The organism is Rhodococcus sp. As11 (genome assembly GCF_048957735.1).
GTDB classification, from domain to species: Bacteria; Actinomycetota; Actinomycetes; order Mycobacteriales; family Mycobacteriaceae; genus Rhodococcus; species Rhodococcus gordoniae.
Genome location: NZ_JARDJE010000005.1, coordinates 285781 through 299553 on the forward strand (window position 1 = coordinate 285781; position 13773 = coordinate 299553).

14 protein-coding genes are annotated in these 13773 nt (G+C 69.5%); 6 read left to right on the top strand and 8 right to left on the bottom strand.

Annotated features, from left to right (window positions below; translation table 11 throughout):
* Position 1: 1 nt before the first annotated feature.
* The gene (locus tag PV766_RS09205; protein WP_421096902.1) at positions 2-685 is read left to right on the top strand and encodes an alpha/beta fold hydrolase; all 684 of its coding nucleotides are present in this window, start codon (positions 2-4) and stop codon (positions 683-685) included.
* A gap of 35 nt (positions 686-720) precedes the next feature.
* Here PV766_RS09205 and PV766_RS09210 read toward each other — a convergent pair whose 3' ends face one another.
* Both PV766_RS09210 and PV766_RS09215 read right to left on the bottom strand, forming a co-directional pair.
* A complete protein-coding gene (locus tag PV766_RS09210) occupies positions 721-1785 on the bottom strand; it encodes an NAD-dependent epimerase/dehydratase family protein (protein ID WP_421096903.1) in 1065 nt (354 codons plus the stop codon).
* A 52-nt stretch (positions 1786-1837) separates the two neighbouring features.
* Positions 1838-2227, bottom strand: a complete 390-nt coding sequence (locus PV766_RS09215) for a DoxX family protein (RefSeq protein WP_026003268.1) — start codon at positions 2225-2227, stop codon at positions 1838-1840.
* Between the two features lie 121 nt (positions 2228-2348).
* Here PV766_RS09215 and PV766_RS09220 point away from each other — a divergent pair, with 121 nt between their 5' ends.
* A complete protein-coding gene (locus PV766_RS09220; RefSeq protein ID WP_016934058.1) occupies positions 2349-3437 on the top strand; it encodes a potassium channel family protein in 1089 nt (362 codons plus the stop codon).
* A gap of 9 nt (positions 3438-3446) precedes the next feature.
* The gene (gene nudC, locus PV766_RS09225) at positions 3447-4346 is read left to right on the top strand and encodes an NAD(+) diphosphatase (protein ID WP_064064821.1); all 900 of its coding nucleotides are present in this window, start codon (positions 3447-3449) and stop codon (positions 4344-4346) included.
* 69 nt (positions 4347-4415) lie between these two features.
* Here the strand turns inward: nudC and PV766_RS09230 are convergent, their stop codons facing one another.
* Entirely contained in the window at positions 4416-4670 is a 255-nt protein-coding gene (locus PV766_RS09230) for a mycoredoxin (protein WP_016934060.1), read from the bottom strand.
* Between the two features lie 112 nt (positions 4671-4782).
* On the opposite strand from PV766_RS09230, the gene PV766_RS09235 reads away from it, so the two are divergent.
* The gene (locus tag PV766_RS09235; protein ID WP_172506114.1) at positions 4783-6924 is read left to right on the top strand and encodes an ATP-dependent DNA helicase UvrD2; all 2142 of its coding nucleotides are present in this window, start codon (positions 4783-4785) and stop codon (positions 6922-6924) included.
* Positions 6925-6943: 19 nt separating this feature from the next.
* On the opposite strand, the gene PV766_RS09240 is transcribed toward PV766_RS09235, so the two are convergent.
* Positions 6944-7303: a VOC family protein gene (locus tag PV766_RS09240; RefSeq protein WP_026002999.1), complete on the bottom strand. Its 360-nt coding sequence runs from the start codon at positions 7301-7303 to the stop codon at positions 6944-6946.
* Positions 7304-7738: 435 nt separating this feature from the next.
* Here PV766_RS09240 and PV766_RS09245 point away from each other — a divergent pair, with 435 nt between their 5' ends.
* The gene (locus tag PV766_RS09245) at positions 7739-8113 is read left to right on the top strand and encodes a WhiB family transcriptional regulator (RefSeq protein ID WP_277986176.1); all 375 of its coding nucleotides are present in this window, start codon (positions 7739-7741) and stop codon (positions 8111-8113) included.
* 19 nt (positions 8114-8132) lie between these two features.
* On the opposite strand, the gene PV766_RS09250 is transcribed toward PV766_RS09245, so the two are convergent.
* The 3 genes from PV766_RS09250 to PV766_RS09260 all read right to left on the bottom strand — a co-directional run bounded on the left by PV766_RS09250 (position 8133) and on the right by PV766_RS09260 (position 11885).
* Positions 8133-9458 (bottom strand): ABC1 kinase family protein, encoded by a 1326-nt coding sequence (locus PV766_RS09250; protein WP_064064819.1) that lies wholly within the window; start codon positions 9456-9458, stop codon positions 8133-8135.
* The gene (locus PV766_RS09255; RefSeq protein WP_421096904.1) at positions 9455-10345 is read right to left on the bottom strand and encodes a TOMM precursor leader peptide-binding protein; all 891 of its coding nucleotides are present in this window, start codon (positions 10343-10345) and stop codon (positions 9455-9457) included. Before PV766_RS09255 ends, PV766_RS09250 begins: the two co-directional genes overlap by 4 nt.
* Before the next feature lie 94 nt (positions 10346-10439).
* Positions 10440-11885 carry a zinc-dependent metalloprotease gene (locus tag PV766_RS09260; protein WP_064064817.1) on the bottom strand — a complete coding sequence of 482 codons (1446 nt, stop codon included), beginning with the start codon at positions 11883-11885 and terminating at the stop codon, positions 10440-10442.
* Positions 11886-12019: 134 nt separating this feature from the next.
* Here PV766_RS09260 and PV766_RS09265 point away from each other — a divergent pair, with 134 nt between their 5' ends.
* A complete protein-coding gene (locus PV766_RS09265) occupies positions 12020-13045 on the top strand; it encodes a PDZ domain-containing protein (protein ID WP_421096905.1) in 1026 nt (341 codons plus the stop codon).
* 64 nt (positions 13046-13109) lie between these two features.
* On the opposite strand, the gene PV766_RS09270 is transcribed toward PV766_RS09265, so the two are convergent.
* Positions 13110-13715: a PPA1309 family protein gene (locus tag PV766_RS09270; protein WP_421096906.1), complete on the bottom strand. Its 606-nt coding sequence runs from the start codon at positions 13713-13715 to the stop codon at positions 13110-13112.
* Between the last annotated feature and the right edge of the window lie 58 nt (positions 13716-13773).

Sequence of the window (13773 nt, forward strand, 5' to 3'; positions counted from 1 at the left end):
TGTGGCGACCTTCGTGCTGCTCCCCGGAGCCGGATCCGACCCGTGGTACTGGCATCGGGTGATCCCGTTGCTCGAACGTCACGGGCACCGCACGATCGCGGTCGACCTGCCCTATGCGGACGGGTCGGCGGGCCAGTACGACTACGCCGATGTCGTCGTCGGGGCGATTCGGAACGTGCCGCCCCCGCTGGTGGTGGTGGCCCAGTCGATGTCGGCCTTCACGGCGGTGCTCGTCGCCGAGCGGTGCATCGTCGACGAACTCGTCCTCGTCGCGCCGATGATCCCGGCGCCCGGCGAGTCGCCGGGCAGCTGGTGGGGGAACGTCGGGCACGAGAAAGCGAGGCGTGAACAGGACGTCGCTGCGGGTCGCGATCCCGATGCCCCGATGGATCTGCGCGAGTTGTTCTTCCACGATGTGCCCGACGACGTCGTCGCCGACGCGTTCACCCACGAGGCATCAGCGCCTGCCGATGCGGCCTTCGAGCCGGCCTGGAACGCCGATCGGTGGCCGGGCGTGCCCGTGCGTGTGGTCGCCGGGCGGCACGACAGACTTCTGCCGCTGTCGCTCGTGACGCGCCTGTCGCGCGAACGCGTCGGTGTAGAACCCGAACTCGTCGACAGCGGTCACCTGCCGGCACTGGCGCGACCGGCCGAACTTGTGAAGATCCTGTTGTCGTCGCGGTGACGAGCCTCGGGGGCACTGCCCGAACCCGTTCGGGCTCAGGGGTGCTGCCCCACCCCGGTGGCCACTTCGTGCGCCCGGCGCCCGGCGGTGTCGGGGGCCAGTGGAGCCGTGGGCATCCCGGCTCCCTCCCGCAGACCCGACAGGAACTCCTCGAGGATCTCGGGCGGCGAATACCGCGGTTCCCAGCCCAATTCGGTGCGGGCGCGGGTGCTGTCGAGCAGCGGAAGTTGCAGCACGGTGTCGAGCAGACCGGGGGAGGCGGGAACGAGGTGGGCGTGCCACGCCGCCCGCACCGCCGCGCGGAGGGCCGCACGCGGCACCGCAATCTTCCTGGCGGAGAACATCTCCGCCAGGAATGCGCCGTCCACCGGCGGTTCCGTCGCAAGGTTGAACGCGCCGCGGACCGGCCGGACCGTCGCACGGACGAAGGCATCGGCCACATCGCTCGTGTGCAACACCTGGGCCCGCAGATCCTCGACCAGCGGCATCGCGGGCAGCAGTCCGCTACGCAGCAGATTCCCCGGCAGCAGGGGACCGACGAACAGTCGCCGCTGCGAGGTCGCCGATTCGCGCTTGAAGATGAAGTAGGGCCGCATCCGCACGATGCGCATCTCCGGCGCCCGGGACTCGAGGGTGTCGAGACAGCGCTCCAGATACGACTTCTCGCGCGGATAAGCGGCGCCCGGCCACCCGTGCGTGGGCCAGTCCTCGGTGACACGATCCGTCGACCGTCCCGGCGAATAGGCGGCCACCGACGACGAGTAGATCAGGGCGGGAACCTTCTCGGCGGCCGCCGCCTCGAACACCGAGATCGCGCCGAGCACGTTGTTCTTCCAGGTCACCTCCGGGCGGTGGGTGGGCTGGAAGAGCCACGCCAGATGGATCACCGCGTCGGCGCCCCGCACGATCGGACGGAAGTCGTCGGTGGAGGTGTCGGCGACCGTGAAGGTCGCCTTGGGGGCGGTCCACTCCGTCGGCCGTCGTGGGACGCCCACGATCTCCGCGACGGCGGGTTCCCTGCCGAGCGCCTCGACGATGCCGGTTCCCAGATTGCCGGTCGCGCCGACGACGACCACCTTCAGACCACGTCCGGTGTCCATACCGACGCATACCCGCTCACTGTGGCCTCAATCACCGCGAACGGTCGATCGCTCAGCGAACCGAGGTGCGGCGGACCTTCAGCGCTTCGGTGACGAGGGGGATCTGCAGCGGCAGCCGGGCGAGGGACAGGGCCTTGGCGGCAGGGGAGAGCTTCGGGCTGCGCAACCACGTCGCGGCCATCTGCAGGTTGGCGGGGAAGACCGCGAGGAACAACGCCGCGGCCAGGGAACCACCGAGGCGACGGGTGCGGGGGGCGGCGAGCGCGCCGGCGACGGCGATCTCCGCCACCCCGGAGGCGTAGGTGTAGGTGCGGGCATCACCCGGGAGGGCGCGCGGCACGATGCCGTCGAAGAGTTCCGGTCGCACGAAGTGCAGGATGCCGACGCCGAGAAGAAGACCTGACAGCCGGATCGCAGAGCGCTGCGCCGCGTTCGTGGACATGCGTGCCACACTAGCGCGCGGCGGTACGCTGCGATCCGGTATCGGGCGCAGTCCGTTCGGTACCGCGACGACCGAGGGTGGCCACCAGTGGAGGCCGACAGCAGGAAGGTGGGACACCGCGATGCCCGGGAGGTTGCGTGCGCGGTTCAGCCGCTCCGATCAACTCACCGAGCGCCCCGACTTCGCGCTCGTCGGTGTGCTGCGCGTACCCCAGGAGCAAACCAGTCCCGGACTCGCGATCGCCCGTCGCATCGGTTACGCGTTCGCGGCGTTGTTCCTCGCGGTCGTCGTCGTCTATCTCGACCGGGACGGGTACATCGACTCCCAGGACAACGAACTGTCCCTGCTGGACTGCGTCTACTACGCCACGGTCTCGCTCTCGACCACCGGCTACGGCGATGTCACCCCCTTCACCCCCGAAGCGCGCCTGATCAACATCCTGCTGATCACGCCGCTCCGGGTGTTCTTCCTCATCGTGCTGGTCGGTACCACTCTGTCGGCACTGACCGAGAGTTCCCGTCAAGCATTCAAGATCCAGCGTTGGAGGCGCCGCGTGCGTAATCACACCGTCGTCATCGGTTACGGCACCAAGGGCCGTACCGCGGTCGACGCCATGCTCGGCGACGGGGTCCCCCCGTCCGAGATCGTCGTGGTCGACACCGATCCGGTGGTTCTCGAGTCCGCCGCCGGGCAGGGCCTCGTGACGGTTCAGGGTTCGGCGACGAAGTCCGATGTGCTCCGACTCGCCGGCGTGCAGCACGCGTCGGCGGTGATCGTCGCCGCGAACCGCGACGACACCGCGGTGCTCGTGACCCTCAGCGCCCGCGAGATCGCCCCGCGCGCGAAGATCGTCGCCGCCATCCGCGAGTCGGAGAACACCCACCTGCTGCGTCAGTCGGGTGCCGACTCGGTGGTCATCTCGTCGGAGACGGCGGGTCGCCTGCTCGGTATCGCCACGACCACGCCGAACGTCGTCGAGATGATCGAGGACCTGCTCACACCGGAAGCGGGATTCGCCATCACCGAACGCGACGTCGAGCCCGGCGAGGTCGGGGGATCCCCCCGGCATCTGAAGGACATCGTCCTCGCCGTCGTCCGCGACGGGCGGATGTGGCGGATCGGTTCGCCCGAGGTCGACGCGCTCGAAGCGAGCGACAAACTGCTCTACATCCGGCTGGTGGGTTCACCGCCGGGCGCCATGCGTGGCTAGGGTGCTGGTGTGACCGGTTTCGCTCTGTCGGGTACCCCGCTGCTCTCCCGTACCGTCGTCGACCGGGCGGAGGAACTGCGGTCGGACGAGGATGCCCTGCGCACCGGATGGGCCGACGCGAAGCTCCTGCGGGTCGACCGGCGGAACCAGGTCCGTGTGTCCGACGGCGCGCTCGTGTTCGGCGAGGCGTCCGAACTCGGCCCCGAACCGGTCGCCGGCGCGATCTTCCTCGGCATCCGCGACGGACGCCACGTCTGGGCCACCCGGGTCCTCGCCCAGACGGGTACGGTGGCCGACCTGCGGCGTGTCGGCGAGCACCTCGACGATGCCGATGCCGACCTGCTGGTCAGCGCGGTCGCCTTGCTGAACTGGCACGACAACGCCGGCTACAGCGCGGTCGACGGCTCGCCCACCCGCCCGACGATGTCCGGCTGGTCGCGGATCAGCACCGACACCGGGCACCAGGAGTTCCCCCGCACGGATCCGGCGATCATCTGCCTCGTGCACGACGGGCACGACCGTGTCCTGCTCGCCCGGCAGCCGGTGTGGCCCGAACGGCGTTTCTCCGTCCTCGCCGGTTTCGTCGAAGCCGGCGAGTCCCTCGAATCATGTGTGGTCCGGGAGATCCGGGAAGAGGTCGGCGTCGAGGTGCGCGACGTGCGGTATCTCGGCAGTCAGCCCTGGCCGTTCCCCCGGTCGCTCATGCTGGGATTCGCGGCGATCGCCGATCCCGAGCAGGCCCTGGACTTCCGCGACGGCGAGATCGGCGAAGCGCGGTGGTTCACGCGCGAGGAGGTCCGCGCGGCACTGGCGACGGGCGACTGGGCCTCGGCCGACGACGCCCCGCTGCTGTTGCCCGGCTCGATCTCGATCGCGCGCGGGATGCTCGAGGGCTGGGCCAAGGAATGACCGGGGTTCGGCGATGAGAGGAGCCGGCCGCGGTGAACGCGACCGGCTCCGTGGACGAGCGACGAGAACCTACAGCCCCAGAGCGCGCTGGACCTCGGCGAGCGACGGGTTGGTGGCGGTGCTGCCGTCGGCGAACTTGACGGTGGGCACCACGTGGTTGCCGTTGTTGACGCTGCCGACGAACTCCGCGGCGGCCGGATCCGATTCGATGTCGACCTCGGTGTACGCGATGCCGTTCTGGTCGAGCTGGGTCTTCAGCCGCCTGCAGTAACCGCACCAGGTGGTGGAGTAGACGGTGAGAGCGGGTGCATCGGTGGTCGTCATGTCTTCGAGAACACCACAGCGACCGGGCATGTTCCGCGACCGGGGTCAGGTGTGATCCGCACCACGCACTCGGCGTCACCGGTGGCCTGCACTGTCGGCGGCCACTGTCATGATGGAGGCCATGTGTGCGGATGTGGTGGAGGGTCTCGATCCCGAGCAGGCGGCAGCAGTACTCGCCCCACGAGGACCGGTCTGTGTGCTCGCCGGTGCCGGCACCGGCAAGACCCGCACCATCACCCGACGCATCGCGCACCTCGTCTCCGCCGGGCACGTCTCGGCGAGCCAGGTCCTCGCCGTCACTTTCACCGCCCGTGCGGCAGGGGAGATGCGCTCACGTCTGCGGGCCCTCGGTATCGGCGGCGACGGCACCCAGGTGCAGGCACGCACCTTCCACGCGGCCGCCCTGCGGCAGCTGCGGTATTTCTGGCCGCAGGTCGTCGGCGACACGCCGTGGCAGTTGCTCGACCGCAAGTTCGCGGCCGTCTCACAGGCGGCGCACCGCTGCGGTTTCCCGACCGACACCGACACCGTGCGCGACCTGCTGTCGGAAATCGAATGGTCCAAGGGCACACTCGTCGCACCCGAGGACTATCCCGCCGCGGCCGCCCGCGCCCACCGCGCCCCGCCCGCCGATCCCGAGCGGGTCGCCCGCGTGTACGACACCTACGAGCAGCTCAAGAACCGGTCGGGCGACGGAATGTACCTCGATTTCGACGACCTGCTCCTGCACACCGCCGCCGCCCTCGAGAACAACCTCACGGTGGCGGAGGAGTTCCGCGACCGCTACCGCTGCTTCGTCGTCGACGAATACCAGGACGTCACGCCACTGCAGCAGCGTGTCCTCGACGCGTGGCTCGGCGACCGCGACGATCTCACGGTGGTCGGCGACGCCAACCAGACCATCTACTCGTTCACCGGCGCCACCCCGAAGCACCTGCTCGACTTCTCCCGCCGGTTCCCCGACGCCACCGTTGTGCGCCTCGAACGCGACTACCGATCCACCCCGGAGGTGGTCGACCTCGCCAACCGCGTGATCGGTGCCGCACGGGGTCGCATCGCCGGAACACGCCTCGAGCTCGTCGGTCAGCGTCCGCCCGGTCCGGAGCCGACCTTCGCCGAGTTCGACGACGAGCCGGCCGAGGCGCAGGCAGTGGCGAAGGCCGTCGCCAAGCTGATGGGCAAGGGCGTGCCCGCTGCCGAGATCGCGGTGCTCTACCGCATCAACGCCCAGTCCGAGGCCTACGAGCAGGCCTTCACCCAGGCCGGTATCCCGTACCAGGTGCGCGGTGGTGAGGGTTTCTTCAACCGCGCGGAGGTCCGGCAGGCCGTCAACGCCCTGCGCCAGGCGGGTGCGCGCGACGATCTCCCGGAGGACGCCGGCCGCGGTGCCGGGCTGCTCAGCCTCGTGCGGGCCACCTTGGTGCCGCTCGGCCTGACCGACACCGAGCCGGCGGGCACCCAGGCACGCGAACGATGGGCGTCGCTCGTCGCGCTCGTGCAGCTCACCGAGGAACTGCTCGAGCACGAACCGGAACTCGACCTCCAGGGCCTGCTGCGCGATCTCGCGGCCCGTGCCGAGGCGCGGCAGCCGCCGACGGTCCAGGGCGTCACGCTCGCGTCGTTGCACGCGGCGAAGGGCCTCGAATGGGACGCCGTCTTCCTCGTCGGACTCACCGACGGCACCCTGCCCATCACCCACGTCACGGGCGACAAGGACACCCCTCCGGACGAGGCCGGTATCGAGGAGGAGCGTCGGCTTCTCTACGTCGGCGTCACCCGCGCCCGCGTGCACCTGCAGCTGTCGTGGGCGTTGTCCCGCACTGCAGGCGGACGCCGGTCGCGCCGGCGTTCGCGTTTCCTGCACGGGCTCATCCCCGACAGCTCACCCGCGTCGAAGATCGCCGAACCGGCGTCCCCGAGGAAGAAGCGCCCACAGTGCCGCGTCTGCGGCAAGCCGCTGATGGGCACCACCTCGACCATGCTCGGCCGCTGTGAAGCCTGCCCGTCCGACCTCGACGAGAACCTGCTCGTCGCGCTCAAGGAATGGCGTCGGGAACGGTCGAAGGAGATGAAGGTGCCGGCCTACGTCGTCTTCAGCGACAACACTCTCGTCGCGATCGCCGAGCAGCAACCGCGCGACGACCGCGCGCTGGTCGCCATCCCGGGGATCGGCGCGAAGAAACTCGAACAGTACGGCGCCGACGTGCTCGCACTCGTGCGGGGCGAGCGCACGGTCGACACCCTCGATCTCTGATCCCTGTCGTCGTCCGAAATCAGCCGGCGCACAGGCAGAAATAGTGTCCGGCCGGGTCGCGGAACACCCGGAACGTGCTCGTGCTCGACCCGTCGTCGGCGCGCAGTGCGTCGAGACCGAGGACGAGACGTTCGGCCTCGTCGAGGTCGGGTACGTGGAAGTCGAGATGGGCATGCACCCCGTCGGCCGGCCAGTGACGCGGTGTGAAGTCGGGGTCGCGCTGGAACGCGATGGCGGTCGAGTCGTCCCGGGTGAGTTCGACCCAATCCTCCCTGTCGTCGGTGATCGTCCATCCCAGCAACCGGCGATAGAAGTCGGCGAGCCCGCGCGGGTCCGGGCAGTCGAGCACGGGCAGGAATCTCGTGGTCGCGAGGGACATGCTGTCCGACTGTAGTCCCGAGACCGGATGAGCGACACGAAACCGCAGGTAGAAAATCACTTGTGCCGATCGTGCCCGCGAATCTAGGCTGGATGACGATGTCACGGGAGACGGCCCGTGCGCGACGCGAAAGTGAGGTGGCCCCGATGCTCGGCTTCGATGCTCCGGCAGCGGCAGCGGCCCCTCGTGTCGCTGTGGCCGCCGCTGTCACCCGCACTGCCACATCTGTGGCTCTCGCAGTGGCAGCCGCGCCGCGTGCACGCCGTCGTGTGTACGCCGTTGCCGTCTCGTCCGTGGTCGGAAGTCGATCGGGAAGTATCTCCCCGTAGACCTTTCGTTTCCTCCAGGCCACGGACCCCGCCCAGCGGACCGTGGCCTTTCTCGTTTTCGGGCCGGGTTCGCATCGTATTTTCACGAACCGACGAAGGAGCTCACGTGCCGAGCGACAACCTGCCGAGCCTGTCGAACCGAACGGAAGGAGACGAGATGCGTCGTACCGACACCCTCCTGCCGTGTCACGGCGGTACGGATCTGCCGTATCACAGCGGTACCGATCTCCCGTGCCGCGACAACGATCCCGACCTGTGGTTCGCCGAGACCCCGGCGGAACTCGAGTACGCCAAGACGCTGTGCGCGGGCTGCCCGGTTCGGGCCCAGTGCCTCGATGCCGCTCTCGAGCGGGAGGAACCATGGGGCGTGTGGGGCGGGGAGATCATCGACCGCGGTGTCGTCGTCGCACGCAAGCGGCCGCGGGGCCGGCCACGGAAACATCCGGTGCCCGACTCCCGCAAGGAACTGGTTTGTGCGTGAATCTGGTTGCCCGGCTTCGTCACTCCACGGCGAAGCCGGGTAGCCATTCGCTCAGGATGCGCATGTACGGCGCCTCGGCGTCGAGCTGAGCGCAGATGCCGACCGATCCCAGCAGCACCCGGAACACGCTCACGTACTCGGGCGGCAGGTTCAGCGTCCGGGCCGTCCTGAAGGTGGAACTCGAGAAGTCCGTGGCTGTTCCCGCCACTCGCTGCAGCCACGCGCGGGTGAAGTGGAACGACTCGGTGTGGATCGGATCGGTGAACGGCCGCAGGTAGTCGGCGATCTCCTCGTCGGTGACCGTACGGCCGGGCAGAACGAACTTGTTGTCGTAGAGGAGTCGGGTGAGCTCGTCGAAACGTTCGTCGAGGGCGAGCCGGACCATTCGACCGAGCACCGGAGGGAACCCGTCGGGCATCGCCGCGGTCGCGCCGAAGTCGATGACCCCGAGGCGGCCGTCGTCGAGAAGCATGAAGTTGCCCGGATGCGGGTCGCTGTGGAGCAGGCCGGCGCGGGCGGGCGAACAGAAATGGAACTCCGCGAGCAGCGCGCCGGCGCGGTTGCGCTGCTCGCGCGTACCACCCGCGATGATCACCGACAGTGGTGTGGCCGAAAGCCATTCGGTCACAACGACCTTCGGTGCACTGGCGACGACGCGCGGGACGACGAACTTCTCGTCGCCGGCGAAGGCCTTCGCGAAGGCCCGCTGGTTGTCGGCTTCGATCCGGTAGTCGAGTTCTTCCTCGGTGCGTGCGGACAACTCGTCGAGCAGCGCGCGCACATCGGCACCCGGCATCATCGTGGCGAACAATCCGGCGAACCGGGACAACGTGCGCATGTCGGCGCGCAGAGCCTCGTCGGCCCCCGGATACTGGACCTTCACCGCGACCTCGCGCCCGTCCGACCACACGGCCCGGTGTACCTGGCCGATGCTCGCGGAGGCGACGGGCACGTCGTCGAACGATTCGAAACGCTCGCGCCACTTGGTGCCGAGCTGCTGGTCGAGCACGCGATGCACGGCCCGGGCGGGCAGGGGAGGGGCCTCGGCCTGAAGCTTGGTCAACGCCTCCCGGTACGGTTCGGCGAACTCCTCCGGGACGGCGGCCTCCATCACGCTCAGGGCCTGCCCGAACTTCATGGCACCGCCCTTGAGCTCACCGAGCACGCTGAACAATTGCTCAGCGGCCTTCGCTGTCATCTCGGCGTCGATCTCCTCCCGATCGCCGCCGGCGAGCCGACGACCGAAACCGACGGCGGCGCGCCCGGCGATTCCCAAGGGGATGCTCGCGAGCTTGGCAGTGCGGGACGAGCTTCTGCGAGGGATGTCTGGCACGCCCCCCATCATGCCTGACCGGCCGGAGCGATGGCCGAGCAGTCGCAGTGGGGATGACGGACCCATCGCCGCGTGACGATGCGGTGGGTTCGCAGGTCGAGTTCGAGTGTGCGGTCGACTGCCGGAGTGACGGAGGGGTCGCCGGAGAGGAACGCCTCGACCTGCCCGACGGCCATCGCGGCGGTCGCCGAGGTCACGGCGCGGCCGGCGTGACCCTGCCGTCCGTACAGTTGGCTCGCCAACCGCGGCCAGGACGGATCGAGGTCGGTCCGTACGAGATCGGCGCAGCGCAGACAACTGCTCCGCCCGGGCAGCACGAACGGGCCCACGACGCCGCGTCCGTCCCGGATCCGCACCGCGAGATGGGGGACACGGGCGCGGACGAGGGTCCTCACGAGGTGGGGATCGGGTACCTGACGGTCGGCGAGTACGACACAGTCGGCGGGTCCCTGCGGTTCGTCACCGGACGTCGACCGCACCCACCGCACGTCCCACACCGGAAGATCCTCGACGATCGCCGCGGCGAGCGGACCCGAGCCGTGCACCCGCACCCGACGCGGACGCGTGGAACCGGTCGCGGGCGCCGGGATCCGGTGGACGGTGCCCGTCGCGGCAAGTTCGTCGAGGACCTGCCGGACCGGTCCGGGCGGGAGACCGCGCAGCGCGGCAGCGTCCAGCACCTCGTCGAGCGTGAGGCGCCCGTCGAGCAGCCGGACGAGAATGCCGAGGTCGAAGCTGTCCATACCCTCGGGTGGAACGACGACCGTCGCAGTGTCGGGACCCCAGCCGAGCTGGATCGAGCCGTCGGACCGTTCGAGCACGGCCAGTTCCGGATCGACCCGGAGAACCGCCCGCTCCGGCGGTGCAGGGGTCGTGGTCTCGCGCGGTGCGGTGATCATGGGGACAGCCTGACAGCGCCCGCACCTTCGGACCGCTCACGAGAAGTAGTTGTCCACAGGGCGGGCGTGTCCGGTCGCCACCGGCGAAGCCGATCTACGGGGTGGGGTCGTCTCCGGGACGATCCTCGTCGGGTCGATCCTCGGCCGCGCGATCTCGTTCGGCCTGCTCGCGTTCCATCGTCGCCTGCAACTGGGCGATCGGATCCTCGAAGGCCCCGGTGCCGCCACCGATCACGCGGTCGACGAATGCCGCCGGGTTGTCGAGATCCGACGAGTCCGGCAGCAGGTCGGGGTGTTCCCACACGTGGTCGCGAGCTTCGGTGCCGGCATCGGTGGTCAGACGGCGCCACAACGCGGCGGCCTCGCGAACCTTCCGCGGCCGGAGTTCGAGACCGACGAGCGTGGCGAAGGTCTGCTCGGCGGGTCCGCCTGTGGCGCGGCGACGACGCAACGTCTCGGTCAGCGCCGATGCACCCGGCAGTCGCTCGCCGAGCGCGTCGGCGACGACCGTCTCGACCCATCCTTCGACGAGCGCGAGCATCGTCTCGAGCCGTTCGAGTGCGGCCTTCTGTTCCGGGGTGGTCTGCGGTTCGAACGCGCCTTGCTTGAGGATCTCCTCGAGCTTGGACGGGTCGCTGAGCGCCGAGGGGTCGAGACCCTGCGCGAGGTCCTCGATCGACGACATGTCCATGCGGATCCCGCGCGCGTACTCCTCGACGGTCGCCAGCATCCGCTGACGCAACCACGGCACGTGGCTGTAGAGGCGCTGGTGGGCAGCTTCGCGTGCGGCGAGGAAGACGAGCACTTCCTGGGCGGGCTGCTCGAGTCCCTCACCGAAGCTCTCGACCGCGGCCGGCAGCAGAGCAGCCGTACCCTCCGGGCCGAGCGGGAGTCCGATGTCGGTGGAGGTGAGCACTTCCTTCGACAGCTGGCCGAGTGCCTGGCCGAGCTGGGAGCCGAAGGCGACGCCGCCCATCTGGGAGAACATGCCCATCATGGGTCCGGCCATCGCGCGGGCCTCTTCGGGCAGACCGCCGAGCATCATGCCGTTGACCTGCTCGGCGATCGGGTCGCACAGACGCTTCCACGTCTCGAGGGTGTTGTCGAGCCAATCGACGGGTGTCCATGCGACGGCCTTCGACGCCCCCGCGGGCAGCGTGGTGGCCGCGTCGAGCCACAGTTCGGCGAGCCGCGCGGCGTCGGCCACGGCGTCGGCGGTGCGGGGGGAGACGGGTGTCACGGACCCGATCTGCTGGCGTGCGAGTTTCGTCGCGATGTCGTAGTTGACCGGACCCGAGCCGCCACCGGAACCCATGGCACTGCCCATACCGGCGAGCATCTGCCCGAACTGGCTGAGCATCTGACCGAACTGCGCGGGATCGAAGCCCTGACCACCGAACGGGTTGTCGCCCCCACCGCTGCCGGGGAGCCCGAATCCGAAGGGGATACCGCCACCGGAGCCTCCGCTACCGGATCCCTCGTCCTTCTTGCGGTCGGGGTCGTCGTCGGGATTCGAGAATCCGAAGGGCGTGTCGCTCATGCATCCAACGGTACAAGGCCTGCGGAGGCGGGACCGGTCTCGTGGTCACGCTGACGGCGAACACCGCGTGCTACGCCAGGGGCACGGCGTGGTCACGCCGAGGGCCGGTGTCGGCCGACCGCTACCCTGGCCGGGTGAATCGTCGCTACGTCCTGCCGCTCGCGCTCGTACTCCCGGTCCTCGTCATCGTGATCGTGGCGTTCAACGTCCGGGCGCCGTACGTGGCGCTCGGTCCCGGCCCCGTCTTCGACACGCTCGGCGAGATCGAGGGCACACCGGTCGTCGCGCTCGACGGGATCGAAGCGGACGAGACCGAGGGCAGTCTGTACATGACGACCGTCGGGGTGACCGACAATCTGACTCTCGCGCAGACCGTCACCGCCTGGCTCAGCGGACGGTACGGCGTCGCCCCGCGCGAACAGGTCTATCCGCCCGACCGCAGCAAGGACGAGGTGCAGGCCGTCGACCAAGCGCAGTTCGCCCAGTCGGAACGGTCCGCCGAACTCGCGGCCCTGCACTACCTCGATCTGCCGGTGACCCTGCGGATCGCCGAGGTGGGCCAGGACGCCCCGGCCTCCGGGGTGCTCGAAGCGGGCGACCGGATCGTCGCCGTCGGCGGCGAAACGATGCGCACGGCCGGCCAGGTACAGCGCGCGGTCGGCGAGGTCGCGCCCGGCGAGTCGGTGGACATCACGGTCGTGCGCGGCGAGGCCGAGGAGACGTTCGACGTCCCGGTCGGTCCCCGGCCCGGCGACCCGGACAAGGGTTTCCTGGGTATCGCGACCGAAGAGGTTCCCGAGGTGCCCTTCGAGGTCACGTTCAACCTGGCCGACATCGGCGGACCTTCCGCGGGCCTGATGTTCAGTCTGGCTGTCGTGGACAAGCTCAGTCCGGGTCTGCTCAACGGCGGCCTCACCGTCGCCGGTACCGGCACGATCGACTCGGACGGGATCGTCGGGCCGATCGGCGGGATCACCCACAAGCTCACCGCGGCCTCGGAGGACGGCGCGACCGTCTTCCTGGTTCCGGCCGAGAACTGCGCGGAGGCGTCGAGCGGCGCGCCCGAGGGGGTGCAGCTCGTGAAGGTCGACACACTCGACAGTGCGATCGACGCGCTCGAAGCCATCACGGGCGGACGCGAGGCGCCGGCCTGCAGCTGATCCCATGAGCCGCCCGGAGAGGACCGACAGTCCCCGGTAGTCGACCTCCCCGGTAGTCGACATCTCAGTAATCGTCGTCGCTCACCTCGAGGGTCGCGTACAGCGCCGCCACGATGTGCGGGGCGAGGTTGTCGTAGGTCCGCAGTTCGGCACCCGCGAACGGATCGTCGTCGTCGAGGGGACGCAACTGCAGGAGCGAGAGCGACGGCCCGTCGCGCAGGACCGCGGAGACGAGGCGGGCGGCGCGGCGTTCCGGGTGACTGTGCGCGGCGAGCCGTGCCGCCTCGTCGGCCGCGTGGGCGTCGGCGAGCAGCGGTGCGAAGGCGTCGTCGAGCTCGTTCTCGGCGCTCGGCGGCAGTACGACCACCTCCTGGACGAGCGCGCACCCGGCGACCGAGCCGGGCCAGGTGGTGGTGGCCAGGAACTCCTCGAGTGCGGGACTGCCACCCTCGACGTCGTCGGGGAACGATTCCTGCGCGATCGGGGTGTACTCGTGTCCTTCGTCGAGCTGGTCGGCGAGGGCGGGTTCGGCGGCTGCGAGAAGGACGGTCGGGACGAGCGCGAACATCACGGGAGGGCGGTCCCAGCCCTCCGCATCCGCGAAATCGATGATCTCGTGGACGGTGCGCGCGAGTGCTTGTTCGGAAGGTACGGGAAGACGTTGGCTCACCGGCCTATCCTGGCACCCGTACGTGGGTGTGCGCTGCCGGACCTGCGTCGTGCGACCC